Annotated in this window: 32 protein-coding genes; 16 read left to right on the top strand and 16 right to left on the bottom strand. The window is 60.4% G+C overall.

The window, feature by feature from the left end:
- The first annotated feature begins 3 nt into the window (after positions 1–3).
- Positions 4–897, top strand: coding sequence for a ZIP family metal transporter (locus tag TU79_RS04315; RefSeq protein ID WP_057006871.1), 894 nt, complete (start codon positions 4–6; stop codon positions 895–897).
- Positions 898–922: 25 nt separating this feature from the next.
- On the opposite strand, the gene TU79_RS04310 is transcribed toward TU79_RS04315, so the two are convergent.
- From TU79_RS04310 to TU79_RS04265, 10 genes are all read right to left on the bottom strand, one after another.
- A complete protein-coding gene (locus tag TU79_RS04310; RefSeq protein ID WP_057006870.1) occupies positions 923–1,195 on the bottom strand; it encodes an HPr family phosphocarrier protein in 273 nt (90 codons plus the stop codon).
- A 16-nt stretch (positions 1,196–1,211) separates the two neighbouring features.
- Positions 1,212–2,069, bottom strand: a complete 858-nt coding sequence (rapZ, locus tag TU79_RS04305; RefSeq protein WP_057006869.1) for an RNase adapter RapZ — start codon at positions 2,067–2,069, stop codon at positions 1,212–1,214.
- Positions 2,070–2,071: 2 nt separating this feature from the next.
- On the bottom strand, positions 2,072–2,527 hold the full coding sequence (ptsN, locus tag TU79_RS04300; protein WP_057006868.1) for a PTS IIA-like nitrogen regulatory protein PtsN: 456 nt from the start codon (positions 2,525–2,527) through the stop codon (positions 2,072–2,074).
- 9 nt (positions 2,528–2,536) lie between these two features.
- Positions 2,537–2,842: a ribosome hibernation-promoting factor, HPF/YfiA family gene (hpf, locus tag TU79_RS04295; protein ID WP_003171804.1), complete on the bottom strand. Its 306-nt coding sequence runs from the start codon at positions 2,840–2,842 to the stop codon at positions 2,537–2,539.
- A gap of 76 nt (positions 2,843–2,918) precedes the next feature.
- Positions 2,919–4,412: an RNA polymerase factor sigma-54 gene (locus TU79_RS04290; RefSeq protein WP_057006867.1), complete on the bottom strand. Its 1,494-nt coding sequence runs from the start codon at positions 4,410–4,412 to the stop codon at positions 2,919–2,921.
- Positions 4,413–4,596: 184 nt separating this feature from the next.
- Positions 4,597–5,322: an LPS export ABC transporter ATP-binding protein gene (gene lptB, locus TU79_RS04285; protein ID WP_004372092.1), complete on the bottom strand. Its 726-nt coding sequence runs from the start codon at positions 5,320–5,322 to the stop codon at positions 4,597–4,599.
- A complete protein-coding gene (lptA, locus tag TU79_RS04280; protein ID WP_032870591.1) occupies positions 5,322–5,855 on the bottom strand; it encodes a lipopolysaccharide transport periplasmic protein LptA in 534 nt (177 codons plus the stop codon). Before lptA ends, lptB begins: the two co-directional genes overlap by 1 nt.
- A complete protein-coding gene (gene lptC / locus TU79_RS04275; protein ID WP_057006866.1) occupies positions 5,842–6,414 on the bottom strand; it encodes an LPS export ABC transporter periplasmic protein LptC in 573 nt (190 codons plus the stop codon). The genes lptA and lptC overlap by 14 nt, the downstream gene beginning before the upstream one ends.
- An 8-nt stretch (positions 6,415–6,422) precedes the next feature.
- On the bottom strand, positions 6,423–6,947 hold the full coding sequence (locus TU79_RS04270) for a KdsC family phosphatase (RefSeq protein ID WP_057006865.1): 525 nt from the start codon (positions 6,945–6,947) through the stop codon (positions 6,423–6,425).
- Complete coding sequence (locus TU79_RS04265) at positions 6,948–7,922, bottom strand: KpsF/GutQ family sugar-phosphate isomerase (RefSeq protein ID WP_057006864.1); 975 nt, start codon at positions 7,920–7,922, stop codon at positions 6,948–6,950.
- 306 nt (positions 7,923–8,228) lie between these two features.
- Here TU79_RS04265 and TU79_RS04260 point away from each other — a divergent pair, with 306 nt between their 5' ends.
- The 10 genes from TU79_RS04260 to hisC all read left to right on the top strand — a co-directional run bounded on the left by TU79_RS04260 (position 8,229) and on the right by hisC (position 16,326).
- Complete coding sequence (locus TU79_RS04260) at positions 8,229–9,038, top strand: ATP-binding cassette domain-containing protein (RefSeq protein WP_003216128.1); 810 nt, start codon at positions 8,229–8,231, stop codon at positions 9,036–9,038.
- The gene (mlaE, locus tag TU79_RS04255; RefSeq protein ID WP_005784853.1) at positions 9,038–9,835 is read left to right on the top strand and encodes a lipid asymmetry maintenance ABC transporter permease subunit MlaE; all 798 of its coding nucleotides are present in this window, start codon (positions 9,038–9,040) and stop codon (positions 9,833–9,835) included. The genes TU79_RS04260 and mlaE overlap by 1 nt, the downstream gene beginning before the upstream one ends.
- A complete protein-coding gene (mlaD, locus tag TU79_RS04250) occupies positions 9,835–10,302 on the top strand; it encodes an outer membrane lipid asymmetry maintenance protein MlaD (RefSeq protein ID WP_003171814.1) in 468 nt (155 codons plus the stop codon). Before mlaE ends, mlaD begins: the two co-directional genes overlap by 1 nt.
- An 11-nt stretch (positions 10,303–10,313) precedes the next feature.
- Complete coding sequence (locus tag TU79_RS04245; protein WP_004372074.1) at positions 10,314–10,961, top strand: MlaC/ttg2D family ABC transporter substrate-binding protein; 648 nt, start codon at positions 10,314–10,316, stop codon at positions 10,959–10,961.
- Positions 10,958–11,263 (top strand): STAS domain-containing protein, encoded by a 306-nt coding sequence (locus TU79_RS04240; protein WP_057006863.1) that lies wholly within the window; start codon positions 10,958–10,960, stop codon positions 11,261–11,263. The genes TU79_RS04245 and TU79_RS04240 overlap by 4 nt, the downstream gene beginning before the upstream one ends.
- A 114-nt stretch (positions 11,264–11,377) precedes the next feature.
- Positions 11,378–11,617, top strand: coding sequence for a BolA family protein (locus TU79_RS04235; RefSeq protein WP_034102215.1), 240 nt, complete (start codon positions 11,378–11,380; stop codon positions 11,615–11,617).
- Between the two features lie 23 nt (positions 11,618–11,640).
- Positions 11,641–12,906 (top strand): UDP-N-acetylglucosamine 1-carboxyvinyltransferase, encoded by a 1,266-nt coding sequence (murA, locus tag TU79_RS04230; protein WP_004372068.1) that lies wholly within the window; start codon positions 11,641–11,643, stop codon positions 12,904–12,906.
- Positions 12,907–13,187: 281 nt separating this feature from the next.
- On the top strand, positions 13,188–13,823 hold the full coding sequence (gene hisG, locus TU79_RS04225; protein ID WP_003188599.1) for an ATP phosphoribosyltransferase: 636 nt from the start codon (positions 13,188–13,190) through the stop codon (positions 13,821–13,823).
- Positions 13,824–13,950: 127 nt separating this feature from the next.
- Positions 13,951–15,270, top strand: a complete 1,320-nt coding sequence (gene hisD, locus TU79_RS04220) for a histidinol dehydrogenase (RefSeq protein ID WP_057006862.1) — start codon at positions 13,951–13,953, stop codon at positions 15,268–15,270.
- 3 nt (positions 15,271–15,273) lie between these two features.
- Positions 15,274–16,326 carry a histidinol-phosphate transaminase gene (hisC, locus tag TU79_RS04215; RefSeq protein ID WP_057006861.1) on the top strand — a complete coding sequence of 351 codons (1,053 nt, stop codon included), beginning with the start codon at positions 15,274–15,276 and terminating at the stop codon, positions 16,324–16,326.
- Positions 16,327–16,451: 125 nt separating this feature from the next.
- Here the strand turns inward: hisC and TU79_RS04210 are convergent, their stop codons facing one another.
- Entirely contained in the window at positions 16,452–17,726 is a 1,275-nt protein-coding gene (locus TU79_RS04210; protein ID WP_004372057.1) for a uracil-xanthine permease family protein, read from the bottom strand.
- Positions 17,727–17,728: 2 nt separating this feature from the next.
- Positions 17,729–18,367 (bottom strand): uracil phosphoribosyltransferase, encoded by a 639-nt coding sequence (upp, locus tag TU79_RS04205; RefSeq protein ID WP_004372055.1) that lies wholly within the window; start codon positions 18,365–18,367, stop codon positions 17,729–17,731.
- 165 nt (positions 18,368–18,532) lie between these two features.
- Here upp and TU79_RS04200 point away from each other — a divergent pair, with 165 nt between their 5' ends.
- The 3 genes from TU79_RS04200 (at position 18,533) to TU79_RS04190 (ending at position 19,914) form a co-directional block, all read left to right on the top strand.
- The gene (locus TU79_RS04200; protein ID WP_057006860.1) at positions 18,533–19,090 is read left to right on the top strand and encodes a hypoxanthine-guanine phosphoribosyltransferase; all 558 of its coding nucleotides are present in this window, start codon (positions 18,533–18,535) and stop codon (positions 19,088–19,090) included.
- Positions 19,091–19,093: 3 nt separating this feature from the next.
- A complete protein-coding gene (locus TU79_RS04195; RefSeq protein WP_057006859.1) occupies positions 19,094–19,561 on the top strand; it encodes a WbuC family cupin fold metalloprotein in 468 nt (155 codons plus the stop codon).
- A gap of 65 nt (positions 19,562–19,626) precedes the next feature.
- Positions 19,627–19,914: a PA4642 family protein gene (locus TU79_RS04190; protein WP_057006858.1), complete on the top strand. Its 288-nt coding sequence runs from the start codon at positions 19,627–19,629 to the stop codon at positions 19,912–19,914.
- A 52-nt stretch (positions 19,915–19,966) separates the two neighbouring features.
- Here the strand turns inward: TU79_RS04190 and mqo are convergent, their stop codons facing one another.
- Positions 19,967–21,475, bottom strand: a complete 1,509-nt coding sequence (gene mqo / locus TU79_RS04185; RefSeq protein ID WP_057006857.1) for a malate dehydrogenase (quinone) — start codon at positions 21,473–21,475, stop codon at positions 19,967–19,969.
- 727 nt (positions 21,476–22,202) lie between these two features.
- On the bottom strand, positions 22,203–22,436 hold the full coding sequence (locus TU79_RS04180) for a hypothetical protein (protein WP_057006856.1): 234 nt from the start codon (positions 22,434–22,436) through the stop codon (positions 22,203–22,205).
- Positions 22,437–22,617: 181 nt separating this feature from the next.
- Here TU79_RS04180 and TU79_RS04175 point away from each other — a divergent pair, with 181 nt between their 5' ends.
- Complete coding sequence (locus TU79_RS04175; protein ID WP_004372041.1) at positions 22,618–23,205, top strand: YajG family lipoprotein; 588 nt, start codon at positions 22,618–22,620, stop codon at positions 23,203–23,205.
- A 61-nt stretch (positions 23,206–23,266) separates the two neighbouring features.
- On the opposite strand, the gene TU79_RS04170 is transcribed toward TU79_RS04175, so the two are convergent.
- Complete coding sequence (locus TU79_RS04170) at positions 23,267–23,476, bottom strand: hypothetical protein (protein WP_057006855.1); 210 nt, start codon at positions 23,474–23,476, stop codon at positions 23,267–23,269.
- Positions 23,477–23,657: 181 nt separating this feature from the next.
- Between TU79_RS04170 and TU79_RS04165 the strand changes: the two genes are divergently transcribed.
- Positions 23,658–23,915, top strand: a complete 258-nt coding sequence (locus TU79_RS04165) for a hypothetical protein (RefSeq protein WP_057006854.1) — start codon at positions 23,658–23,660, stop codon at positions 23,913–23,915.
- A 29-nt stretch (positions 23,916–23,944) separates the two neighbouring features.
- Here TU79_RS04165 and TU79_RS04160 read toward each other — a convergent pair whose 3' ends face one another.
- The gene (locus TU79_RS04160; RefSeq protein WP_173670266.1) at positions 23,945–25,108 is read right to left on the bottom strand and encodes a 1-acyl-sn-glycerol-3-phosphate acyltransferase; all 1,164 of its coding nucleotides are present in this window, start codon (positions 25,106–25,108) and stop codon (positions 23,945–23,947) included.
- Positions 25,109–25,209 lie beyond the last annotated feature (101 nt).

Below are 25,209 nucleotides of genomic sequence, written 5' to 3'. Positions count from 1 at the left end.
ACTATGGGTACTGGAACACTGGCGATCAGCAGCGTGCGATTGTTTCGCTATGCGTTTGGATCGCTGCTGCTACTGGCAGGCACTGCATTGCTGGTGGCCCACGGGCTGGCCTGGCTGGACCTGGAACCGCGCATCCTGCGGGCCTTGCAGGGCGGTGCGATCTGCGCGCTCGGCACAGCCTTGGGCGCGGTGCCTGTGCTGGTGATTCGACGCATGCCAGTGGCGTTGAGCGATACGCTGTTGGGCTTCGGGGCGGGGGTGATGCTGGCCGCGACCGCCTTTTCGCTGGTGGTGCCGGGTATTTCCGCCGCAGAAAGCCTGGGGCTGTCGCCCTGGGGCGCTGGTGGCCTGATCAGTTTCGGCATCATGCTGGGCGCATTCGGGCTGTATCTGGTGGATCGCAAAGTTTCCGGCGCCAGCCCGGAAATGCTGGTGGGCACGCCGGATAAACCGGTCATCCCGCCGCGTATCTGGTTGTTTGTGTTTGCCATCATCGCCCACAACATTCCGGAAGGTATGGCGGTAGGCGTGTCTGCCGGAGGCGGCATGGCGGATGCCGACAGCCTGGCGATGGGCATTGCCCTGCAGGATGTGCCGGAAGGGCTGGTGATTGCACTGGTGCTTGCGGGTGCAGGCATGTCGCGGGTCAAGGCGTTCCTGATCGGTGCCGCTTCAGGCCTGGTGGAACCAGTGTTCGCTGTACTCTGCGCGTGGCTGGTCACCCTGGCAGAGGTGCTGCTGCCGCTGGGTCTGGCATTGGCCGCGGGCGCGATGTTGTTGGTGGTGACTCACGAAGTGATCCCCGAGTCGCGGCGCAATGGTCACGACAAGCTTGCCAGCCTTGGGTTGTGCCTGGGGTTTTGCTTGATGATGGTGATGGACACTGCCCTGGGTTAGGCCACGCTGCTACACAGCTTGGCGTTTATTCACCTTCGTCAAACTTGTTGTTGATCAACTCCACCAAGGCTGCCATCGCTTCATCCTCCTGCTCACCTTCGGTTTTTAGATGAATCCTGGTGCCCTTGCCCGCAGCCAGCATCATCATTGCCATGATGCTTTTGCCATCGACCATCGACTCCGGTGTGCGCCCGGCGCGGATCTGGCAAGGAAACTTCCCGGCAACGCCGACGAATTTGGCCGAAGCCCGGGCGTGCAGGCCCAGCTTGTTGATAATTTCAATTTCCAGAGCGGGCATCGCGGGGGTGTTCCTTTCAGCTTAGGTCGCGGTGGCGGACCTGAACGTTCTTGAGGGTTTGCTGCAGCACCTGGCCAAGACGTTCGGTCAGGTAGACGGAGCGGTGGTGGCCGCCGGTGCAGCCAATGGCAATGGTGACATAGGCGCGATTGCTCGCGGCAAAGCGCGGCAACCATTTGAGCAGGTAGGTGGAGATGTCCTGGAACATTTCCTCCACATCGGGTTGAGCGGCCAGGTAATCGATCACCGGCTGATCGAGCCCGGATTGTTCACGCAGCTCAGGCTTCCAGTAAGGATTGGGCAGGCAGCGCACATCGAACACCAGGTCGGCATCCACTGGCATGCCGCGCTTGAAGCCAAATGACTCGACCAGAAAGGCCGTCCCGGGCTCAGGTTGATTGAGCAGGCGCAGTTTGATGGCGTCGCGCAGCTGGTACAGGTTCAGGTTGGTGGTGTTGATCTTGAGGTCGGCCAGATCAATGATCGGCCCCAGCAGCGTGGTCTCGTCCTCGATGGCCTCGGCCAGTGAGCGGTTCGGGCTGCTCAGCGGGTGGCGCCGGCGGGTTTCGGAGAAACGCTTGAGCAGCGTCTCTTCGTCGGCGTCCAGATACAGCACATCACAATGAATATGCTTGCCGCGCACTTCTTCGAGCAGTTCAGGGAACCGCGAGAGGTGGCTGGGCAGGTTGCGTGCATCAATCGAAACGGCGACCAGCGGTTGCGCCAGTTCGGTGTGGATGAGCGCGCGCTCGGCCAATTCCGGCAGCAGGCCCGCGGGCAAATTATCAATGCAATAAAAGCCGCTGTCTTCAAGGACATTGAGTGCGGTGCTTTTACCCGAGCCGGACCGGCCGCTGACAATGATCAGGCGCATGGTTATTGCTCGTCCAGCACAACCTGATACAACGCCTCATTGCTGCTGGCGTTGCGCAGTTTATGACGTACTTCCTTGCGGTCAAGCATGCTGGCGATCTGCCGAAGCAGTTCCAGGTGAGCATCGGTGGCTGCTTCCGGGACCAGCAAAACGAAGAGCAGGTCGACGGGAGCGCCGTCGATGGCGTCGAAATCGATGGGTTTTTCCAGGTGCAGCAAGGCGCTGACAGGGGTGTCGCAGCCTTTGAGTCGGCAATGAGGAATGGCGATGCCGTTGCCAAAACCGGTGGAGCCCAGTTTTTCACGGTCAATCAGGGCCTTGAACACGACCTGTTCATCCAGCTCGGGCACTTCCCGGCTGATCAGGTTGGCAATGTGTTCGAGGGCTTTTTTCTTGCTGCCGCCCGGCGCGTTCACCAGGGAACGGCCGGGGGTCAGGATGGTTTCAAGTCGGATCATGGGGGGGAGTTAACGACCTGTACCTTGCATCAGGTGCAGATTCTTTTCCTTATGCTTTATGAGTTGGCGGTCGAGCTTGTCGTAGAGCGAGTCAATCGCCGCGTACATGTCTTCGTGTTCCGCATTGGCGACGAGCTTGGCATTCGGTACGTGCAGGGTGGCTTCGATTTTCTGCTTGAGCTTGTCGACCTCCATGATGACCTGCACATTGGTGATCTTGTCGAAATGCCCCGCAAGCTTGTTCAGCTTGCTCTCGGTGTATTCACGCAGGGGCTTGGTGACTTCCAGCTGGTGTCCACTGATGTTGACTTGCATACAGCTTCTCCTTCGTTGCCAGTGCATAAAGCGACAGGCGAAAAGCGCCTGCCACTGGAACGCTGTGGCCCGCCCGTCACATCAAACGCTTACGCTCGCTGGAAGGCGCAATCCCAAGGGATTCGCGATACTTGGCGACGGTTCGACGGGCGACCTGAATGCCTTGTGCCTCCAGTAAACCAGCGATCTTACTGTCACTCAATGGCTTTTTCTGATTTTCCGCGGCAACCAGTTTTTTGATGATTGCGCGAATCGCCGTGGACGAGCATTCGCCGCCTTCGGAGGTGCTGACGTGGCTGGAGAAAAAGTATTTCAGCTCATATATACCCCGTGGGGTATGCATGAATTTCTGTGTGGTCACCCGCGAAATCGTCGATTCATGCATGCCCACCGCTTCCGCGATATCGTGCAGCACCAGCGGTTTCATCGCCTCGTCGCCATATTCCAGGAAGCCACGCTGGTGTTCGACGATCTGGGTGGCCACTTTCATGAGGGTTTCGTTGCGGCTTTGCAGGCTCTTGATGAACCAGCGGGCTTCCTGCAACTGATTGCGCATGAAGGTGTTGTCGGCGCTGGTGTCGGCGCGGCGCACGAACCCGGCGTACTGCGGGTTGACCCGCAGGCGTGGCACGGATTCCTGGTTCAGCTCCACCAGCCAGCGCTCGTTGTCCTTGCGCACGATCACGTCGGGGACCACGTATTCGGCTTCGCTGGATTCGATCTGCAAGCCCGGACGCGGGTTTAGGCTCTGCACCAACTCGATGACCTGGCGCAGCTCATCTTCCTTGAGCTTCATGCGACGCATCAGTTGGCTGTAGTCACGGCTGCCCAACAGGTCGATGTAGTCGGTGACCAGGCGCTGGGCTTCGGCAAGCCATGGCGTCTTGGCGGGCAATTGACGCAATTGCAGCAGCAGGCATTCACTGAGGTTGCGCGCGCCAATGCCAGCAGGCTCGAACTGCTGGATGCGGTGCAGGACGGCTTCGATCTCGTCCAGTTCGATATCCAGTTCCGGGTCGAAAGCTTCAAGAATTTCGTCGAGCGTCTCGTCCAGATAGCCCTGGTTGTTGATGCAGTCGATCAGGGTGACGGCGATCAGGCGATCGGTGTCGGACATCGGCGCCAGGTTCAATTGCCACAGCAAGTGACTTTGCAGGCTCTCACCGACGGAGGTGCGGGTGGTGAAGTCCCACTCGTCGTCATCGTTGCTGGGCAGGCTGCTCGCGCTGGTCTGGTAGACGTCTTCCCAGGCAGTGTCCACGGGCAGTTCGTTGGGAATGCGTTCGTTCCAGTCGCCTTCCTCGAGGTTGTCCACCGTGGGGGCAGTTTCCTGATAGGAAGGTTCCTGCACGTCCGGGTTGGGTTTTTGCTCGATGTTGTCGGCCAGTGGGTCTGCATTATCGAAGTCGTCGCCTTCTTCCTGGCGTTCGAGCATCGGATTGGACTCCAGGGCCTCCTGGATTTCCTGTTGCAGGTCCAGGGTCGACAATTGGAGCAGGCGGATGGCCTGTTGCAGCTGCGGTGTCATCGTCAGCTGCTGGCCCATTCTCAGGACTAGCGATGGTTTCATGGCAGGGGCTTAACACCTTATTCGCCGGCGCAATGCGCCATCCACGACAGGGCGCGCGAGCGCCAAACATAAGCAAATTATATGCCTGATATCGGGTGCTTTGCCTAGAGCGCGATGACAATAAAAATACTGAGGTTTTCATTGACTCGCGCGCTCGTCGGCGAACGCCCTGATACCACCGTGTCTACAGGCGGAACTCGTGACCCAGATACACTTCCTTGACCAGTTCGTTGGCCAGGATAGTCGCCGAATCGCCTTCGGCAATCAGTTGTCCATCGTTGACGATATAGGCGGTCTCGCAGATATCGAGGGTCTCACGGACGTTGTGGTCGGTGATCAGCACACCGATACCCTTGGCCTTGAGATGATGGATGATCTGCTTGATGTCGCCGACCGAGATCGGGTCGACGCCGGCAAACGGTTCGTCCAGCAGGATGAACTTGGGCGCAGTGGCCAGTGCGCGGGCGATTTCCACGCGGCGACGCTCACCACCGGACAAGCTCATGCCGAGGTTGTCGCGAATGTGGTTGATGTGGAATTCCTGCAGCAGGCTTTCCAGCTCCTGACGGCGGCCGTCGCGGTCGAGTTCCTTGCGGGTCTCGAGGATCGCCATGATGTTGTCGGCAACCGACAGCTTGCGGAAAATCGACGCTTCCTGTGGCAGATAGCCAATACCGGCGCGTGCGCGACCGTGCATGGGCTGGTGGCTGACGTCGAGGTCGTCGATCAGCACACGGCCCTGGTCGGCCTGCACCAGGCCCACAATCATGTAGAAGCAGGTGGTCTTGCCGGCGCCGTTGGGGCCGAGCAGGCCGACGATCTGGCCGCTGTCGATCGACAGGCTGACGTCGCGCACGACCTGACGGCTCTTGTAGGCCTTGGCCAGATGCTGGGCTTTCAGGGTTGCCATTACTCGGCCTTCTTCTTCGGCTGGATAACCATGTCGATTCGCGGACGGGGTGCAGTGACCTTGGAGCCATTGGCGCGACCGGCGTTGGCGATCTGCTTCACGGTGTCATAGGTGATTTTTTCACCTTCCGTGGAGTTGCCATCGGGGCTCAGCACCTTGGCCTGGTCGATCAGCACGATGCGATTCTGCTGGGCGTGATACTGGATGGTCTTGCCGTAGCCCTTCATCGGGCCGGTATCGGCAGGGGCCTGCTTCTGCTCGAAGTAGGCCAGGTTGCCCACCGACGTCACCACGTCGATGTCGCCAGCCGGGGTGCGGGTGAGGGTCACTGTGTTGCCGGTGATCTTCATCGAGCCCTGGGTGATGATGACGCCGCCGGTGTAGGTCGCGACGCCTTGCTTGTCATCGAGCTGAGCATCGTCAGCCGAGATGTGGATCGGTTGCTGGCTATCGTTCGGCAGAGCCCAGGCGCTCACGCTTCCCAGTGCTGCGCCCAGACCGAGCAAAATAGGGAGAGTTTTAACGAGCCTCATACTGTCCTCTTACGTTCGATAGCAGGTGTATCCTGCTTTCTTTCAAATACGCTTTCATTCCCTTGCCAGTCGATACACCGCCAGCGCCGTCGATTCTAACGTCTTGCTCGGTCTGCGCATATTGCCTTTGTGGGAATACCGTCATGCGACTGCTGGTAATAATGGTGTCGCGGTTCTGCGCGTCAGTTCGCGCGACGCGCACCGAGTCGATCAGTTCCACCTCGGTGCCGTCCGGGTTGACCTCGCCACGCTTGCTGGTCACGTGCCACGGGAACTCGGTGCCACGGTACAGATTCAGGTCGGGGTTGGTCAGCAGGGTGACTTCGGAGGCTTTCAAATGCTCGACCTTGTCCGATGTCATCTCGTACTGCACCTTGCCATCGGGCAGGAACTGCACGCTGTAGGCGTTGGTGGCGTAATAGTCGATAACCCCTTCGTCAACCTGCGCAGCAGGCTGGTCGAGAAAGCGCTCCGGGCTGATATTCCAGTAGCCTACCGCAAGGAACAGCGCGGCAATGACCCCGAATAACAGGAAGTTGCGAATCTTTTTGCTCAGCATAAAACGCTCTATAGGTAGGCGGCGTGGGCCGCTTCAAGGCGGCCCTGGGCACGCAGGATCAGCTCGCAGAACTCGCGGGCGGCGCCTTCGCCGCCGCGGGCGGTCGTGACGCCATGGGCGTGTTCACGCACGAACGCGGCAGCATTGGCGACGGCCATGCCCAGGCCCACGCGGCGAATCACCGGCAGGTCCGGCAAGTCGTCACCCAGGTAGGCGACCTGCTCATAGCTTAGGTTGAGTTGGCCAAGAAGCTCGTCGAGCACCACCAGTTTATCCTCACGGCCCTGATACAGGTGAGGAATACCCAGGTTTTGTGCGCGGCGTTCCACAACGGGTGTTTTTCGACCACTGATAATGGCCGTTTGCACGCCTGCAGCCATCAACATCTTGATGCCCTGGCCGTCGAGGGTGTTGAACGTCTTGAATTCACTGCCGTCTTCGAGAAAATACAGGCGGCCATCGGTCAGCACGCCATCCACGTCGAAAATCGCCAGTTTGATGTGCTTGCCGCGTTGCAGCAGGTCGTCGCTCATTTACATCACTCCCGCACGCAGCAAGTCGTGCATGTTCAGGGCGCCAATCGGGCGGTCGTCGGCATTGACCACCACCAGCGCGCCGATCTTGTGGTCTTCCATGATCTTCAGCGCTTCGGCTGCCAGCATCTCGGGACGTGCTGTCTTGCCGTGGGGCGTCATCACTGCATCAATGGTGGCCGTGTGGATATCGATGGTGCGGTCCAGGGTGCGGCGCAGGTCGCCGTCCGTGAACACGCCGGCCAGTCGCCCGTCCGCTTCCAGAATAACGGTCATGCCCAGGCCCTTGCGCGTCATTTCCATCAGCGCGTCCTTGAGCAGGGTACCGCGCTGGACGTGAGGCAGCTCATCCCCCGAATGCATCACATGTTCCACCTTGAGCAGCAGGCGGCGGCCCAGGGCGCCACCGGGGTGGGAAAACGCGAAGTCCTCAGCGGTGAACCCGCGCGCTTCGAGCAGCGCCACGGCGAGCGCATCGCCCATCACCAGGGTGGCGGTGGTGGAGGACGTCGGTGCCAGGTTAAGCGGGCAGGCTTCGTGGGTCACGTGTACGTTCAGATTGACGTCGGCGGCCTTGGCCAGCGTCGACTCCGGGTTGCCGGTGATGCTGATCATCTGGATGCCCAGGCGCTTGATCAGCGGCAGCAGCGTCACGATTTCGTTGGTGGTACCGGAGTTGGACAGGGCCAGGATCACGTCGTCGCGGGTGATCATGCCCATGTCGCCATGACTGGCTTCGGCCGGGTGCACGAAAAACGCGGTGGTGCCGGTGCTTGCCAGGGTGGCGGCAATTTTATTGCCGACATGGCCGGATTTGCCCATGCCGACCACCACAACGCGGCCCTTGCTGGCCAGAATCAGCTCGCAGGCGCGCACGAAATCCGCGTCGATATGGGCCAGCAAGCCTTCCACGGCTTCAAGCTCCAGGCGGATCGTACGTTGTGCGGATTGAATGAGGTCGCTGGATTGGCTCATGTCTGAAGTCGTATAGCCTGACGAAAAGTCGGCGATTATAGCGGTAATGAACAATTCCCTCACGCTAGTTCGTCAGGCTTTATTCCATGGGCTCAAATTTACACTCGGTTACATACCTCGCGGTTTTTTCGCTGTCCTGATTCTGAACGGGCGATGTTCCGGCCTTGGGGGCTCTGCACCAGCGGTGATATAGTTCGCCGCTTGTTCGGCCCGCCCAGTACACGCGGCTATTTATATTGCATAAACGTGCAAACGTTTGTCGTTCACGTGGTGTCTGAGTGTGAGTCCGCATCCCAAGGAGTTTAGATGAGTGCCGATAACGCCTACGCGGTCGAGCTGAAGGGCCTTTCCTTCAAGCGCGGGACGCGCAGCATCTTCAATAACGTCGATATTCGCATTCCCCGCGGCAAGGTCACGGGCATCATGGGGCCTTCCGGTTGCGGCAAGACCACCCTGTTGCGTCTGATGGGCATGCAGTTGCGGCCCAGCGCCGGCGAAGTGTGGGTCAATGGCCAGAACCTGCCGACGCTGTCGCGCAGCGATCTGTTCGACGCGCGCAAGCACATGGGCGTGCTGTTCCAGAGCGGCGCGCTGTTCACTGACCTGGACGTTTTCGAGAACGTGGCCTTCCCGTTGCGGGTGCATACCCAGCTGTCCGACGAGATGATTCGTGACATCGTGTTGTTGAAACTGCAGGCCGTCGGCCTTCGCGGCGCCATCGACCTGATGCCCGACGAACTGTCCGGCGGCATGAAGCGCCGTGTCGCGCTGGCGCGAGCCATTGCCCTGGATCCGCAGATTCTCATGTACGACGAGCCCTTCGTGGGCCAGGACCCTATTGCCATGGGTGTCCTGGTGCGCCTGATCCGTCTGCTCAACGATGCGCTGGGAATCACCAGTATCGTGGTGTCCCACGACCTGGCCGAAACGGCGAGCATCGCCGACTACCTGTATGTCGTTGGCGATGGCCAGGTGCTGGGGCAGGGCACGCCCGAAGAGCTGATGAATGCCGACAACCCGCGCATTCGTCAATTCATGACCGGTGATCCCGACGGTCCGGTGCCCTTTCATTTTCCGGCAGCGGATTACCGCTCAGACCTTCTGGGGAAGCGTTGATGCGCAAGACATCTCTTATCGAGAAGGTTCGCCTTTTCGGTCGGTCCGGCATCGATATCATCGAAGTGCTGGGTCGTTCGACCATTTTCCTGTTCCACGCCCTGCTGGGGCGCGGTGGCATCGGCGGTGGCTTTGGCCTGCTGCTCAAGCAATTGCACGCCGTGGGCGTGATGTCGCTGGTGATCATCGTGGTGTCCGGGGTTTTCATCGGCATGGTGCTGGCGCTGCAAGGCTTCAACATCCTCTCGAGCTATGGTTCGGAACAGGCGGTGGGCCAGATGGTTGCCCTGACGCTGTTGCGTGAGCTGGGGCCGGTGGTGACAGCGCTGCTGTTCGCCGGGCGCGCAGGTTCTGCACTGACCGCCGAAATCGGCAACATGAAATCCACCGAGCAGTTGTCCAGCCTGGAAATGATCGGCGTGGACCCGCTCAAGTACATCGTTGCCCCGCGCCTGTGGGCCGGCTTCATTTCCCTGCCGCTGCTGGCGATGATTTTCAGCGTGGTGGGTATCTGGGGCGGCTCGTGGGTCGCGGTGGACTGGCTGGGCGTCTATGACGGTTCCTACTGGGCCAACATGCAAAACAGCGTGACCTTCACGGGTGACGTGCTCAACGGCATCATAAAGAGCATCGTCTTCGCGTTTGTCGTGACCTGGATCGCCGTATTCCAAGGCTATGACTGTGAGCCCACCTCGGAGGGGATCAGCCGTGCCACCACCAAGACCGTTGTGTACGCCTCGCTGGCGGTACTGGGCCTTGACTTCATTTTGACCGCCTTGATGTTTGGAGACTTCTGATGCAAAACCGCACTGTGGAAATCGGTGTCGGCCTTTTCTTGCTGGCTGGCATCCTGGCTTTACTGTTGCTGGCCCTGCGGGTCAGCGGTCTTTCGGCCAGCCCCACTGCCGATACCTATAAACTTTACGCGTACTTCGACAATATCGCCGGTTTGACTGTCAGAGCTAAAGTGACCATGGCCGGTGTCACCATCGGCAAGGTCACGGCAATCGATCTGGATCGCGACAGCTTTACCGGGCGAGTGACGATGCAACTGGACAAGAAGGTGGATAACCTGCCGACTGACTCCACGGCCTCTATCCTCACTGCGGGTTTGCTGGGCGAGAAGTACATCGGTGTCAGCGTCGGTGGGGAAACAGCCCTGCTCAAGGATGGTTCGACCATCCACGACACGCAGTCGTCGCTGGTGCTTGAGGACCTGATCGGTAAGTTCCTGCTTAACACGGTCAATAAAGACGCCAAATGAGGAATCTGTTCATGATCTCTACCTTGCGACGTGGCCTGCTGGTACTGCTTGCAGCGTTGCCGCTGATGGCAAACGCAGCGGGTTCTGCCCACGACCTGGTGCAGGACACGACCAACAAGATGTTGGCTGACCTGACGGCCAACAAAGAAAAGTACAAACAGGACCCGAGCCAGTTCTACAACGCGCTCAACACCATTGTGGGCCCGGTGGTGGATGCCGAAGGCATCTCCCGCAGCATCATGACGGTGAAGTATTCGCGCAAGGCCACGCCGGCGCAGATGCAGACCTTCCAGGAAAACTTCAAGCGCGGGCTGTTCCAGTTTTACGGTAACGCCTTGCTCGAGTACAACAACCAGGGCATCACCGTGGCCCCGGCCGGCGACGAATCGGGTGACCGCACCAGCGTGAACATGAGCGTCAAAGGCAATAACGGCGCGGTTTATCCTGTGCAGTACACGCTGGAGAAGGTCAAGGGCGAGTGGAAGCTGCGCAACGTGATCATCAACGGCATCAACATCGGCAAACTGTTCCGCGATCAGTTCGCCGACGCGATGCAGCGCAATGGCAACGACCTGGACAAGACCATCAATGGTTGGGCCGGTGAAGTGGCCAAGGCCAAGGAAACCTCCGACAAGGAAGCTGGGAAGTCGGCGCAATGACCGAGTCGGCTGTTCGTGTCGGCGCTGCCGGCGAGCTGTTGCTCAGTGGCGTGCTGGATTACCGTACCGGGCCTGACCTGCGCAAGCAGGGCCAGGCGCTGATTCAGGCCAGCAGCGCACCCTCGCTGGTGCTCGATTGCTCGGCGGTGACCAAGTCCAGCAGCGTTGGCCTGTCCTTGCTGCTGTGCTTCATGCGTGATGCCGAAGCGGCCAACAAGCCGTTCAGCATTCGCGCGTTGCCTGAGGACATGCGCGAGATCGCCGAGGTTTCCGGCCTGACCGAGCTGCTGGCGCATCCTTAATACACGTTATTACAGAAGCCCCCCGTCAGAGTCCTGCCATGCGGGGTTCGCAGGCGCGGGGCTTTTTTGTATGATGTGCGACCCGTGCGCACTGGGCGCCGATAGAGGTTGAACATGCAGGCCCTAGAAGTTAAGCGCTTTCTCGAAGGAAAGCTGCCGGAAACGACCGTAGAAGTTGAAGGCGAAGGCTGCAATTTCCAGCTGAACGTGATTAGCGATGAACTGGCGGCACTCAGCCCGGTCAAGCGTCAGCAGCAGATCTATGCCCATTTGAACCCATGGATCACCGATGGCAGCATCCATGCGGTCACTATGAAATTTTTCAGCCGCGCGGCCTGGGCCGAGCGCACCTGAGCCCCCAAGGCGTCGAGATTCTTATGGATAAATTGATTATTACCGGCGGTGCCCGCCTTGATGGCGAGATCCGCATTTCCGGTGCGAAAAACTCTGCCTTGCCGATTCTGGCAGCGACCCTGCTGTGCGATGGCCCGGTGACCGTGGCCAATCTGCCGCACCTGCATGACATCACCACCATGATCGAGCTGTTCGGTCGCATGGGCATCGAGCCGGTAATCGACGAGAAACTCTCGGTCGAAATCGACCCGCGCACCATCAAGACACTGATCGCTCCGTACGAACTGGTGAAAACCATGCGTGCGTCGATCCTGGTGCTGGGCCCCATGGTTGCCCGTTTCGGCGAGGCTGAAGTGGCCCTGCCTGGCGGCTGCGCCATTGGTTCGCGTCCGGTCGACCTGCACATCCGTGGCCTCGAAGCCATGGGCGCGGTCATCGACGTCGAAGGCGGCTACATCAAGGCCAAGGCGCCTGAAGGCGGCCTGCGTGGCGCCAACTTCTTCTTCGATACCGTCAGCGTGACCGGCACCGAGAACATCATGATGGCTGCTGCCCTGGCCAACGGCCGCAGCGTCCTGCAAAACGCCGCGCGCGAGCCGGAAGTGGTCGACCTGGCCAACTTCCTGATCGCCATGGGCGCCAACATCAGCGGCGCCGGCACCGACACCATCACCATCGACGGCGTGAAGCGTCTGCACTCGGCCACCTATAAGGTGATGCCGGATCGTATCGAGACCGGCACCTACCTGGTTGCAGCTGCTGTCACCGGTGGCCGCGTCAAGGTCAAGGACACCGATCCAACCATCCTTGAAGCCGTTCTGGAAAAACTCAAGGAAGCCGGTGCTGAAATCACCACCGGTGAAGACTGGATCGAGCTGAACATGCACGGCAAGCGGCCAAAAGCTGTCAACGTGCGTACCGCTCCGTACCCGGCGTTCCCGACCGACATGCAGGCGCAGTTCATCTCCCTGAACGCGATCGCCGAAGGCACTGGTGCGGTGATCGAGACCATCTTCGAAAACCGCTTCATGCATGTGTACGAACTGCACCGCATGGGCGCCAAGATCCAGGTCGAAGGCAATACCGCCATCGTCACCGGTATCGACAAGCTCAAGGGCGCGCCAGTGATGGCCACCGACCTGCGAGCGTCGGCCAGCCTGGTGATCTCGGCGCTGTGCGCTGACGGCGACACCCTCATCGACCGCATCTACCACATCGACCGTGGCTACGAGTGCATCGAAGAAAAACTGCAGATGCTCGGCGCGAAAATTCGCCGCGTACCGGGCTAGTCCTGGCGCCTAAACACCGCCGCTGTTGTGGCAAGTGGGCTCCTGCGGCGAGCGGGCTTTTGTGGCGAGCGGGCTTGCCCCGCGTTGGACTGCGCAGCAGTCCCATTTTTTGGGATCGCTGCGCGACCTAACGGGGCAAGCCCGCTCGCCACAGTTAGGTGCTTGCCGTTAAGTGACCGCTGTGCTGAATTTGTTTCAAATCGAGGCTGTCATGGCCTCGATCTGTGTCTGGCGCCGTTTGCGACCAGACCGCAATTGCCTGATGAAGGACTGACGTTCCCATGTTGACCATTGCATTGTCCAAGGGCCGCATCCTTGACGACACGTTGCCGCTGCTGGCTGAAGCGGGCATCGTGCCGACCGAGAATCCGGACAAGAGCCGCAAGCTGATCATCCCCACGACCCAGGACGACGTACGCCTGTTGATCGTGCGGGCCACCGATGTGCCGACCTACGTCGAGCATGGCGCGGCCGACCTCGGCGTTGCCGGCAAGGACGTGCTGATGGAATATGGCGGCCAGGGCCTGTACGAGCCGCTGGACCTGCGTATTGCCCTGTGCAAGTTGATGACCGCCGGTCGTGTCGGTGATGTCGAGCCCAAAGGCCGCCTGCGCGTGGCCACCAAGTTCGTCAATGTCGCCAAGCGTTACTATGCCGAGCAAGGCCGTCAGGTCGATATCATCAAGCTTTACGGCTCCATGGAGCTGGCGCCGCTGATCGGCCTGGCCGACAAGATCATCGACGTGGTCGACACCGGCAACACGCTGCGTGCCAACGGGCTTGAGCCCCAGGATTTCATTGCCGACATCAGCTCCCGGCTGATCGTTAACAAAGCATCGATGAAGATGCAGCATGCCCGTATCCAGGCGTTGATCGACACCCTGCGCAAGGCAGTGGAGTCGCGACACCGCGGTTGACTCACCCGCGCGGCCTCAGGTCGCGCCCGTCTATCCGCCTCATAGCCAGAATTCTCAGGTGCCCAAGCGGATCGACTGCTAACGTTCGGCGCCTGAGCATTTTTGCCAATCCTATGAGGCCCTCGCTATGACCACGTCCACTGCAATTGCCCGACTCAACGCTGCCGACCCGGATTTCGCCCATCATCTGGATCATCTGCTGAGCTGGGAAAGCGTGTCCGACGACTCGGTCAACGGGCGAGTGCTCGACATCATCAAGGCCGTGCGCGAGCGGGGTGATGCGGCACTGGTGGACTTCACCCGCCAGTTCGATGGCCTGGACGTCAAGTCCATGGCCGACCTGATCCTGCCGCGCGAGCGCCTGGAGCTGGCGCTGACGCGCATCACCGGCCCGCAGCGCGAAGCCCTGGAAGTGGCGGCGGCGCGGGTGCGCAGCTACCACGAAAAGCAGAAGCAGGATTCCTGGAGCTACACCGAAGCCGACGGCACCGTGCTGGGCCAGAAGGTCACGCCGCTGGACCGTGCGGGTCTGTACGTGCCGGGCGGTAAAGCCTCGTACCCCTCGTCGGTATTGATGAACGCGATCCCGGCCAAAGTGGCGGGCGTGACCGAGGTGGTCATGGTGGTGCCGACCCCGCGCGGCGAAATCAATGAGCTGGTACTGGCGGCGGCCTGCATCGCCGGCGTTGACCGCGTGTTCACCATCGGCGGCGCCCAGGCGGTGGCGGCCCTGGCCTATGGCACCGAGAGCGTGCCGAAGGTCGACAAGGTGGTCGGCCCCGGCAACATTTATGTGGCCACCGCCAAGCGCCATGTGTTCGGCCAGGTCGGTATCGACATGATCGCCGGCCCCTCGGAAATCCTCGTGGTATGCGACGGCCAGACCGATCCCGACTGGATCGCCATGGACCTGTTCTCCCAGGCCGAGCACGACGAGGACGCCCAGGCGATTCTGGTCTGCCCGGACGCCGAGTTTCTCGACAAGGTCGCCGCCAGCATCGACAAGCTGCTGCCGACCATGGACCGCGCCGAGATCATTGAAAAGTCGATCAATGGCCGCGGCGCGCTGATTCTGGTGCGCGACATGGAGCAAGCCATCGAAGTGGCCAACCGCATCGCGCCGGAACACCTGGAGCTGTCGGTGGCCGATCCGCAAGCCTGGCTGCCGTCGATTCGCCACGCCGGTGCGATCTTCATGGGTCGTCACACCAGCGAAGCGCTGGGTGACTACTGCGCAGGTCCCAACCATGTGCTGCCCACCTCCGGCACGGCGCGTTTCTCGTCGCCGTTGGGGGTGTATGACTTCCAGAAGCGTTCGTCGATCATCTTCTGCTCGCCGCAAGGCGCCTCCGAACTGGGCAAGACCGCCTCTGTACTGGCCCGTGGCGAATCCCTGAGCGCCCACGCGCGCAGCGCCGAATACCGCATCCTTGAAGAGGGGAAATAACCCATGAGCAAATTCTGGAGCCCCTTCGTCAAGGACCTGGTGCCTTACGTGCCCGGCGAGCAGCCCAAGCTGACCAAACTGGTCAAGCTCAACACCAATGAAAACCCCTACGGTCCGTCGCCCAAGGCGCTGGCGGCGATGCAGGCCGAGTTGAACGACAACCTGCGCCTGTACCCGGACCCCAACAGCGACCTGCTCAAGCAGGCCGTGGCCGACTATTACCGGATCGATGCCGGCAAGGTATTTCTCGGCAACGGCTCCGACGAGGTGCTGGCGCACATCTTCCACGGCCTGTTCCAGCACGACCTGCCGCTGCTGTTTCCGGATATCAGCTACAGCTTTTATCCGGTTTACTGCGGTCTCTACGGCATCACGTTCGAACCGGTGCCGCTGGACGAGCAGTTCCAGATTCGCGCGGCGGACTACTCAAGGCCCAACGGCGGGATCATCTTCCCCAACCCGAACGCCCCGACCGGCTGCGTGCTGGCGCTGGACGCCGTGGAACAGATCCTCAAGGCCAACCCCGACTCGGTGGTAGTGGTCGATGAAGCCTATATCGATTTTGGCGGCGACACCGCCATCAGTCTGGTGGATCGCTACTCGAATCTGCTGGTCACCCAGACCCTGTCCAAATCGCGGTCACTCGCCGGTTTGCGCGTGGGCCTGGCCGTGGGCCACCCGGATTTGATCGAAGCGCTGGAGCGGGTCAAGAACAGCTTCAACTCCTACCCGCTGGATCGCCTGGCGATTGCTGGCGCGGCGGCGGCGTTCGAGGACCGCGAGTACTTCGCCAACACCTGCCAGCGGGTGATCGACAGCCGTGAGACGCTGGTGGCGCAACTGGAAGGAAAGGGCTTTGAAGTGCTGCCGTCGGCCGCCAACTTCATCTTTGCCCGCCACCCACAACATGATGCTGCAGGCCTGGCTGCCAAGCTGCGTGAGCAAGGGGTGATCGTGCGGCACTTCAAGCAGGCGCGGATTGCCCAGTTCCTGCGGATCAGCATCGGTACGCCTGAGCAGAACCAGGCGTTGATCGATGGGCTCGGCGAGCTCTGAAAGACGCTGAAATACCATGTGGGAGGGGGCTTGCTCCCGATGGCGGTGTTCCAGTCAAGTATGCATCGACTGACACTCCGCTATCGGGAGCAAGCCCCCTTCCACATTTGTTTTTGCGGTGTTAATTAGAGCAGCGGCTCATCCGGCTTCTTGTGTTTCCAGCCATCATTGCCCGGCAGCAGCAGGTTCAAGCCAATCGCCACCACCGCACACAGGGCGATGCCCTTGAGGCCGAAGTCATCCGGGCCGGTGCCGGTGCCAACCAGCACGCCGCCAATGCCGAACACCAGGGTCACCGACACAATCACCAGATTGCGCGCCTCGCCCAGGTCGATCCGGTGGCGGATCAGCGTGTTCATGCCCACGGCGGCAATCGAGCCGAACAGCAGGCACAGGATCCCGCCCATCACCGGCACCGGAATGCTCTGCAGCAGTGCGCCGAACTTGCCGATAAACGCCAGACTGATGGCGAACACCGCTGCCCAGGTCATGATCTTCGGGTTGTAGTTCTTGGTCAGCATCACCGCGCCGGTCACTTCGGCGTAGGTGGTGTTCGGCGGTCCGCCGAACAGGCCGGCGGCCGTGGTGGCGATGCCGTCACCCAGCAGGGTGCGATGCAGGCCGGGCTTTTTCAGGTAGTCGCGACCGGTCACGCTGCCCACCGCAATTACACCGCCGATGTGTTCGATCGCCGGGGCCAGGGCCACCGGGACGATAAACAGGATCGCCTGCCAGTTGAACTCCGGCGCGGTGAAGTGGGGCAGGGCGAACCAGGGGGCGGCGGCGATTTTGGCCGTGTCGACCACACCAAAGTAGAACGCCATGGCAAAGCCCACCAGTACGCCGGAAATGATCGGCACCAGGCGGAAAATGCCCTTGCCGAACACCGCCACGATCAACGTGGTCAGCAGCGCCGGCATCGAGATCATCATCGCCGTCTGGTAGTGGATCAACTCGGCACCGTCGCCGGACTTGCCCATCGCCATGTTCGCTGCAATCGGCGCCATGGCCAGGCCGATGGAAATGATCACGGGGCCAATCACTACCGGCGGCAGCAACCGGTCGATAAACCCTGTGCCTTTGATCTTCACCGCCAGGCCGAGGAAGGTATACACGAAGCCGGCCGCCATCACCCCGCCCATGGTCGCCGCGAGGCCGAACTGGCCCTTGGCAAGAATGATCGGCGTGATAAACGCAAAGCTCGATGCCAGGAACACCGGCACCTGCCGCCCGGTGACCACCTGGAACAACAAGGTGCCCAGGCCTGCGGTGAACAGCGCCACGTTTGGATCAAGGCCGGTAATCAGCGGCATCAACACCAGCGCGCCAAATGCCACGAAGAGCATCTGTGCGCCAGACAGGATCTGGCGCCAAAGCGGGTCGTTGAATTCATCCTGCATGGTCACGCGTCCTTCTGCTTGGTGCCGAAGATCTTGTCCCCGGCATCGCCCAGGCCCGGGATGATGTAGCCGTGTTCATTGAGGCGCTCGTCGATGGAGGCAGTGTAGATCTGCACGTCCGGGTGGGCTTTCTCGACGGCGGCGATGCCTTCGGGCGCGGCGACCAGCACCATGGCGCGAATGTCCTTGCAGCCGGCCTTTTTCAACAGGTCGATGGTGGCAACCATGGAACTGCCGGTGGCGAGCATCGGGTCGATGATCATCGCCAGGCGCTCGTCGATTTCCGGGACGAGTTTTTCCAGGTAAGTGTGGGCCTGCAGGGTTTCTTCATTGCGGGCCACGCCCACGGCGCTGACCTTGGCGCCCGGGATCAGGCTGAGCACGCCTTCGAGCATGCCGATACCGGCGCGCAGGATCGGCACCACAGTGATCTTCTTACCGGCAATTTTCTCCACCTGGACGGGACCGGCCCAACCGGGGATCTCGTAGGTTTCCAGGGGCAAATCCTTGGTGGCTTCGTAAGTGAGCAACGCTCCGACTTCCTGAGCAAGCTCACGGAAGTTCTTCGTGCTGATGTCGGCGCGGCGCATAAGGCCGAGCTTGTGCTGGATCAGCGGGTGGCGGATCTCGCGAGTGGGCATGGGAAAGGCTCCGGCGGCGGGCAAAAAAACCGGCCTAGATTAATCTATCCGAGGATGATGTCCTATAGACAATCAAGTACGTTAGTCCATAAAGGCTTGAACGTTGTCGCTCACATGCGTACCTTTGCCCGCTTTTCTTGCCACAGCACCCCCTTGGAGAGCGCCATGTCCGCTGATCTCGAGCATATCCGTCAAATCATGCGCGAGGCTGACTGCCTGTACAGCGAAGCGCAAGTCGAAGAGGCGATTGCCAGGGTCGGCGCGCACATCAGTCGCGAACTGGCCGACAGCAACCCGGTGGTGTTCTGCGTGATGAACGGCGGCCTGATCTTCGCCGGCAAGCTGCTCACCCATCTGCAGTTCCCGCTGGAGGCGTCCTACCTGCACGCCACCCGCTATCGCAATGAAACCAGCGGCGGCGACCTGTTCTGGAAGGCCAAGCCGGAAGTTTCGTTCATCGACCGCGACGTGCTGATCATTGACGACATCCTTGATGAAGGTCACACCCTGGGCGCAATCATCGACTTCTGCAAACACGCCGGTGCGCGTAAAGTGCACACCGCCGTGCTGATCGACAAAGACCACGACCGCAAGGCACGCCCGGACCTGAAAGCCGATTACGTCGGCCTGCCTTGCATCGACCGTTACATCTTCGGTTACGGCATGGACTACAAGGGTTACTGGCGCAACGCCAATGGCATCTACGCCGTCAAAGGGATGTAAGTCATGACCCGCTTTCTTGATCAGACGCTGTTTACCGAATTGGCCGAGAAAGCGGAGGCCAGTCCCCGTGGCCGGCATCATCATAACTTTCATCAGATGGAAGAGCCGTGCCACCGATTGGCCGTGGGCCTGCAGCCCAGCACCTACGTGCCGCCCCATCGGCATTTGAGCGCGGACAAAGCGGAAACCTTGCTGGTGCTCAAGGGGCGCCTGGGGTTGTTGGTTTTCAACGACATCGGTGAGGTGATCGCCAAACGCGTGATGCAGGCTGGCGGTGATTGCCTGGGTGTTGATTTGCCGCCGGGCGTGTTCCACAGTCTGGTGGTGATGGAACCTGACACGGTGCTGTTCGAATGCAAGGCAGGCCCTTATCGCGCCCTCGGTGAGGGTGAACTACCCGGTTGGGCGCCGCGTGAAGGCGATGCTGAAGTAACTGCGTATAAAGACTGGATGCTGGCCCAGTTCGACTAGGCGCTTCATCGCTTGCAAAGGTAGACTTCAGACCCCGTGAAAATGTCTGCAGCCTGGAGTCGGTAATGCGTAAAGATAAGAAACAGGTGATTGGTGACGAGATCGGCGACGACCAGATCAAGTTGTTCCTGGACTTCGAGCCGGTTGATGCGACTTCACCGTCCCTGCACAAGCTGATCAAGGCCTATCGTGGCCTGCGTATCGATGACTTCGAGCGCTTCCTCGGCTTTTTCAAGGCCGCCGGCCTGGATCTGGATGGCAAGGATGAGCATGGTCAGACCTTCGTCGATTTGATCAAGGACCAGCGCCACGCGCTCGAGTACATCGAGCTGATCGAAAAAGCCCGCGGCTGATTACCCCGGCCAAAAAAAACGCCCCGAGGGGCGTTTTTATTGCGTTCAGACCTCAAGCGTAGCTTTCAGCCTCGTCGCCTTGTTCAACCAGCTCCAGGCTGATGTTGTTCTGCGTGTTGATCCTGCGATACAGCTCGGCATCGGTCTCCAGCACTTTCTCCCGCGCCGGGAAGATCTCGTGCAGCTTGGCCGCCCATTCGCCGCCAGCTTTTTCCGGGAAGCAACGCTCAATCAGTTCCAGCATGATCGAAACAGTCACCGAAGCCCCCGGAGACGCACCCAGCAGTGCCGCCAGCGAGCCGTCTTTGGCTGCGACCAGCTCGGTGCCAAATTGCAGCACACCGCCTTTCTTCGGGTCTTTCTTGATGATCTGCACCCGTTGACCGGCCACTTCCAGGCGCCAGTCTTCAGCCTTGGCTTCCGGATAGAAACGGCGCAGGGATTCCAGGCGCTGTTCCATGGACTGGCGCACTTCGCTGACCAGGTATTTGGTCAGGTCCATGTTGTCGCGCGCCACGGCCAGCATCGGGCCGATGTTGCCGGCGCGAATCGACATCGGCAAATCGAGGAATGAACCGTACTTGAGGAACTTGGTGGTAAAGCCGGCGTATGGCCCGAACAGCAGGGATTTCTTGCCCTCCACCACGCGGGTGTCAAGGTGCGGCACGGACATCGGTGGCGAGCCCACCGCCGCCTGGCTGTAGACCTTGGCCTGGTGATGCTTGACCACGTCCGGGTTGTCGCAACGCAGCCACTGGCCGCTGACCGGGAAACCGCCGAAGCCTTTGCTTTCGTCGATGCCCGACGCTTGCAGCAGCGGCAGGGCCGCGCCACCGGCGCCGAGGAACACGAACCTGGCGTCGACTTCGCGGCTTTCGCCGCTGTTCACGTCCTTGATGCTCACGGTCCAGCCGGCACCGTTGCGCTTGAGGCCAGTGACACGCTTGCAGTACTTGACCTGGGCCTGCGGCGTGCTGGTGAGGTGACCGAGCAACTGGTTGGTCAGGGCGCCGAAGTTGACGTCGGTGCCGTTCATCACACGGGTGGCCGCGATTTTTTCATCAAGCGGGCGGCCGGGCATCATCAGCGGCATCCACTCGGCCATTTCGCCACGGTCTTCGGTGTAATGCATGTCCGAAAACGCATGGTGCTGCACGAGGGTTTCAAAGCGCTTTCTGAGAAAAGACACGCCGCTTTCGCCCTGCACGAAGCTCAGGTGCGGCACCGGGCTGATAAAGGATCTGGCCGAGCCAAAGCTGCCCTTTTTGGTCAGGTACGCCCAGAACTGCTTTGACACCTCGAACTGGGTGTTGATATGCACGGCTTTCTTGATGTCGATGGAGCCATCGGCAGCCTGCGGCGTGTAGTTCAGCTCACACAGGCCGGCGTGGCCGGTACCGGCGTTGTTCCACGGGTTGGAACTCTCCGCGGCACCCGAGTCCATCAGCTCAACGACTTCCAGCTTGAGGCCGGGGTCGAGCTCTTTGAGCAGCACGGCCAGGGTGGCACTCATGATGCCAGCCCCTACCAGTACTACGTCGACTGCTTCGTTATGCGCCATTTAACGCGTCTCCAAAATCTGCAGCACCAAATTGACGGCATGGCTGCCAGGAGTGACGGGGCGGTTCACGTGTTGCCCCAGGTTACCCATGGCCAGGATCGCCATGTCCGTTTCGCAATTCCTTGCAACTTCCAGCGCACGCTTGCTGCCGGGCTGATCTGCCTATGAACGCATTCATGGGCGCCTGTGGCAATTCGACTTATGGTCAAAGCGTGCGATTCGTGCAATCAATCCGTCGCGGACAGGCTCAAGCTCCGGTTGTTGAGGCGCTCTTGGTCCTGTGGGGTTGGGCTGTTCCAGACGCTGATGGTGCTTGTACAAACGCCAAACTATTCATTTGCTCGCCACACTCTTGTGAAGTTGTGAAAACCCGTTTTTTCACGCTCTTTTGAAGACGTGAACCTCAAAAAAGGGCTGCCTCAGCCTGGCACCTGGTCCGGAACACCTTTGCCGACACGCGGCAAAACGGGCAAACAACTCAAGTGGCCGAGCGCAATGGCAGCTCTGGCAGATGCGGTAAAGGCGGGTGGTTTGCAGGGAAAACAGCAAGCACGCCAGCTTCACTCGATCTGTGTGGGCGGCTCTCTGTGGGCGATTCTTGGGTTAATACCGAGGCATTAACGATGCTGCGAGGCCCGATCAGGAGACGTCCTTATAATCGGGGGGAGATTGTAGCGAAGAACGCCGCAGAAATGGGCGTGTTTTATGACTTTTATTAGCCTTGTGGTCAGGAGGCCAACGCCTGGCGCGAATGTGCGTGCGCGACCTGCGGCCGAACCCGGGCGCTGGCGGGCAGTGGGCGGTGCATCCAGCACAGGCGCGTCTCGGTGACTTCCACCCAGCCTTCGCCGACAGGTGGCAGGCTGCATTGCTTGAAGGCCAGGCAATGGCCCTTCGCGTCGAGCAACGCGAACTGACGGTGACGGGTGTGTGACATGAACAACGATTTGAGCAGGCGCATGGCGTGTACCGGTTGTGTTACATGCTTGAAGGTTGCCAGTCTGCCATGACACTGGAATGACGAATTTATGCGAAATTGTAATTTCGCCGTGGCTTCAGCTGCCGTTCAGGATCGCTGGTGAGTGGCGCGCGTGCACCGTTATACTGGCGCCCTGTTTGCATCTAGTCCTGGAGAAATGAGTATGTTGCAACGCCTGTTGTTCGGTTTGATCACTGTGACCAGTTTGACCCTGGTTGGCTGCGCCAACAGCCCGCAACAACTCAGCCCGCAACCGAAGATCACCACGCAGCTGGCGCCGGTGGGGCATGGTCAGCCGGTGTCGGTGCGTGTGGTGGACGGTCGTCCATCGCCAACCCTGGGCTCGCGCGGCGGCCTGTACCCGGAGACCGCATTGATTTCGGTGAACGGCCAGGACGTGCTGCCCAAGCTGCAGGCCCAGGCGGAAGCCGCCGTGCGCCTGCTGGGGTTCACGCCGACCACTTCGCCGGGTGCGCCTCAACTGACCGTTACCCTGGCCGAACTGAAATACCAGTCGCCCAAGGAAGGTCTGTACGTGACGGAAGCCTCCATCGGTGCCACGTTCAAGTCCGATGTCAGCGCCGGTACCCGTCGCTACAGCGGCCGTTATGCGGCGTCGCTCAACCAGCGCTTTGGCATGTCGCCGAACCAGGAAACCAACACCAAGCTGGTCAGTGATGTGCTCAGCGACGCGCTGACCCGTCTGTTCAAGGACCCCAGCATCGGCCAGTTGCTCAGCTCGCAGCAGTAAGCCGTTCACAAAAAAAACCGGGCTCATCGCTGAGCCCGGTTTTTTTTCGCCCGGCGTTTCTTCACGCGGCGCTGTCGACGTGGAAGTCCAGCATGCTCACGCCCGTGAGCAGATCCAGCTCCGGCCAGTCCGCATGTTGGTGCCCGCCCAGGGCGCAGTACACCAGCCAGTGGCGGTCCTGGACGTTGAACGCGAGGCTGCCGATCAGCGTCTCCTGTTCATCACTTTGGGCGACCAGATACAAGCGGTCCTGGTTCTGCGCATGCAACATGACAAGCTCCCGGGCGTTCGAAGGGCAACAGAATGGCTTGTTAAGGTGACGTTCAGGTGACGCTGTAAATTACTCGATACATTAATAGCAAGGGAGAGGGATCATTACCGGCGCAGGGCGCCACTACCGTTCGGGTGTGTATCCGAATGGATATCAGAGTATGGGTTCACCGAGGTTTGCGATGGCGCTGCCCGCACTGTTGATCAATGTCATGGCTCTATTGCTGGCCGGCCTCGCGGCGGCGCTGCTGTTCATCGCGCGTTTTTGCGAGCAGCGTGCAATGGCCGACCTCACCGCCCAGAGCGAAGAGCGCGCGATCGACCAGCCCATGCTTTTTCTGGATGTGCGCATCGAGCGGGCGCATCGCCTGGCTTACCGTGTAGGATTTGCAGGTCTCGGGCTGGCGCTGGTCCTGTCCTGGCTCAGCACCCATTTCTAAGATCACTGCAACACCCCTGTGTGACGGGCTTACAGAGGGATTCCGGCTTTGACGCGGTACTGGTTGCGCACCGGCGTTGCGTACTGCGTCACCAGGTAGGGCCGGTGTTCCGCTGGGCACTCATTCAAACGCCTTTCCCATTCCGCCTTCGCCTTGGCCAGCTCATCCGCCGGGAAGACTTCAGCCGCGGTCGGCACCTGCAATTGCGGGTCTGCATCGGCCCACTGCGCATACGCCAGGTAATGCACCGGGAACAACCGGTAACCGCCGAGAATCTGCCGGTCCATTTCCACGGCCAGCAGCTTGGTGTCCTCGAAGCGCTCGGTGATCGGCGGTGCGAAGTTGATGTGCACGCGGCCCTTGTAGCCGGTGATGCCCAACGCAATGCTCACATCGTCCTCGCCCGGGGCCTTGCTGTAGGTGCCGGTGGTGGCGCGGATATACAGCTCGCGCGCCTTGGCGGTATCGCAGGGGTCGTACTCGTAGCTGATGGACACCGGTGTCAGGTTCAGCGACTGGATCACCTCGGCAAACGGCTCATCCTTGCGGCTCACGTGGAACATCTTGAGGATCGCCGATTCGGTGCGATCATCCCCATCCTTGGCGCGGCCTTCCGCCTGGGCGATCCAGATCGACTGGCAATCGCTGCGGATCGAATGATTGATGTAGGCCGACAGCAAATGATACGCCGCCATCTTTTCCTTTCGCCCGGTGATCGAGCGGTGCACGATGAAGCTCTTGTTCAGGCGCATCAGGTCGCTGACAAACGGCTTTTGCAGCAGGTTGTCACCGATGGCGATGCGTGGCGTCGGCAGGCCGGCGTGGTACACGGCATAGTTGACGAAGGCCGGGTCCATCACGATATCGCGGTGGTTGGCCAGGAACAGGTACGCGGTGCCGGACTTGAGCTGTTCGACGCCGGTGTAGGTCACGCCGTCCGTCGCGCGGTCAATGGTGTGGTCGACGTAGTACTCGACCTTGTCCTGCAGCGTGGCCACGGTGGTGACGCCGGCGAATTCACGGCGCAGCTTGCGGGCTATCATCGGCTTGAGCAGCCAGCCCAGGGTGCCGGCGAAGCGGGGGAAGCGGAAGTGGGTCAGGATGTCCAGAAAGGCCTTGTCGCTGAACAGACGTGCCAGCACTGCCGGGACTTCGCTGTCGTTGTAAGGTCGGATGGTATCGAATTCGCCCATCATGCTCTCTTGTTGGAAACGGCTAGGGTAAGTAAAGGAAATACCAGGGTGCGGCGCGGGTAATTGGCCCGGCCGATCAATAGCCCTGTAAATAGACCGGC

Source organism: Pseudomonas trivialis (genome assembly GCF_001439805.1).
GTDB lineage: Bacteria > Pseudomonadota > Gammaproteobacteria > Pseudomonadales > Pseudomonadaceae > Aquipseudomonas > Aquipseudomonas trivialis.
This window is presented reverse-complemented; position numbering and strand designations above follow the sequence as displayed.

Coding starts and splice junctions, on each gene's coding strand:
- TU79_RS04315 (WP_057006871.1), top strand. CDS start 4: ATGGGTACTGGAACACTGGCGATCAGCAGCGTGCGATTGTTTCGCTAT.
- TU79_RS04310 (WP_057006870.1), bottom strand. CDS start 1,195: ATGCCCGCTCTGGAAATTGAAATTATCAACAAGCTGGGCCTGCACGCC.
- rapZ (WP_057006869.1), bottom strand. CDS start 2,069: ATGCGCCTGATCATTGTCAGCGGCCGGTCCGGCTCGGGTAAAAGCACC.
- ptsN (WP_057006868.1), bottom strand. CDS start 2,527: ATGATCCGACTTGAAACCATCCTGACCCCCGGCCGTTCCCTGGTGAAC.
- hpf (WP_003171804.1), bottom strand. CDS start 2,842: ATGCAAGTCAACATCAGTGGACACCAGCTGGAAGTCACCAAGCCCCTG.
- TU79_RS04290 (WP_057006867.1), bottom strand. CDS start 4,412: ATGAAACCATCGCTAGTCCTGAGAATGGGCCAGCAGCTGACGATGACA.
- lptB (WP_004372092.1), bottom strand. CDS start 5,322: ATGGCAACCCTGAAAGCCCAGCATCTGGCCAAGGCCTACAAGAGCCGT.
- lptA (WP_032870591.1), bottom strand. CDS start 5,855: ATGAGGCTCGTTAAAACTCTCCCTATTTTGCTCGGTCTGGGCGCAGCA.
- lptC (WP_057006866.1), bottom strand. CDS start 6,414: ATGCTGAGCAAAAAGATTCGCAACTTCCTGTTATTCGGGGTCATTGCC.
- TU79_RS04270 (WP_057006865.1), bottom strand. CDS start 6,947: ATGAGCGACGACCTGCTGCAACGCGGCAAGCACATCAAACTGGCGATT.
- TU79_RS04265 (WP_057006864.1), bottom strand. CDS start 7,922: ATGAGCCAATCCAGCGACCTCATTCAATCCGCACAACGTACGATCCGC.
- TU79_RS04260 (WP_003216128.1), top strand. CDS start 8,229: ATGAGTGCCGATAACGCCTACGCGGTCGAGCTGAAGGGCCTTTCCTTC.
- mlaE (WP_005784853.1), top strand. CDS start 9,038: ATGCGCAAGACATCTCTTATCGAGAAGGTTCGCCTTTTCGGTCGGTCC.
- mlaD (WP_003171814.1), top strand. CDS start 9,835: ATGCAAAACCGCACTGTGGAAATCGGTGTCGGCCTTTTCTTGCTGGCT.
- TU79_RS04245 (WP_004372074.1), top strand. CDS start 10,314: ATGATCTCTACCTTGCGACGTGGCCTGCTGGTACTGCTTGCAGCGTTG.
- TU79_RS04240 (WP_057006863.1), top strand. CDS start 10,958: ATGACCGAGTCGGCTGTTCGTGTCGGCGCTGCCGGCGAGCTGTTGCTC.
- TU79_RS04235 (WP_034102215.1), top strand. CDS start 11,378: ATGCAGGCCCTAGAAGTTAAGCGCTTTCTCGAAGGAAAGCTGCCGGAA.
- murA (WP_004372068.1), top strand. CDS start 11,641: ATGGATAAATTGATTATTACCGGCGGTGCCCGCCTTGATGGCGAGATC.
- hisG (WP_003188599.1), top strand. CDS start 13,188: ATGTTGACCATTGCATTGTCCAAGGGCCGCATCCTTGACGACACGTTG.
- hisD (WP_057006862.1), top strand. CDS start 13,951: ATGACCACGTCCACTGCAATTGCCCGACTCAACGCTGCCGACCCGGAT.
- hisC (WP_057006861.1), top strand. CDS start 15,274: ATGAGCAAATTCTGGAGCCCCTTCGTCAAGGACCTGGTGCCTTACGTG.
- TU79_RS04210 (WP_004372057.1), bottom strand. CDS start 17,726: ATGCAGGATGAATTCAACGACCCGCTTTGGCGCCAGATCCTGTCTGGC.
- upp (WP_004372055.1), bottom strand. CDS start 18,367: ATGCCCACTCGCGAGATCCGCCACCCGCTGATCCAGCACAAGCTCGGC.
- TU79_RS04200 (WP_057006860.1), top strand. CDS start 18,533: ATGTCCGCTGATCTCGAGCATATCCGTCAAATCATGCGCGAGGCTGAC.
- TU79_RS04195 (WP_057006859.1), top strand. CDS start 19,094: ATGACCCGCTTTCTTGATCAGACGCTGTTTACCGAATTGGCCGAGAAA.
- TU79_RS04190 (WP_057006858.1), top strand. CDS start 19,627: ATGCGTAAAGATAAGAAACAGGTGATTGGTGACGAGATCGGCGACGAC.
- mqo (WP_057006857.1), bottom strand. CDS start 21,475: ATGGCGCATAACGAAGCAGTCGACGTAGTACTGGTAGGGGCTGGCATC.
- TU79_RS04180 (WP_057006856.1), bottom strand. CDS start 22,436: ATGCGCCTGCTCAAATCGTTGTTCATGTCACACACCCGTCACCGTCAG.
- TU79_RS04175 (WP_004372041.1), top strand. CDS start 22,618: ATGTTGCAACGCCTGTTGTTCGGTTTGATCACTGTGACCAGTTTGACC.
- TU79_RS04170 (WP_057006855.1), bottom strand. CDS start 23,476: ATGTTGCATGCGCAGAACCAGGACCGCTTGTATCTGGTCGCCCAAAGT.
- TU79_RS04165 (WP_057006854.1), top strand. CDS start 23,658: ATGGCGCTGCCCGCACTGTTGATCAATGTCATGGCTCTATTGCTGGCC.
- TU79_RS04160 (WP_173670266.1), bottom strand. CDS start 25,108: ATGGGCGAATTCGATACCATCCGACCTTACAACGACAGCGAAGTCCCG.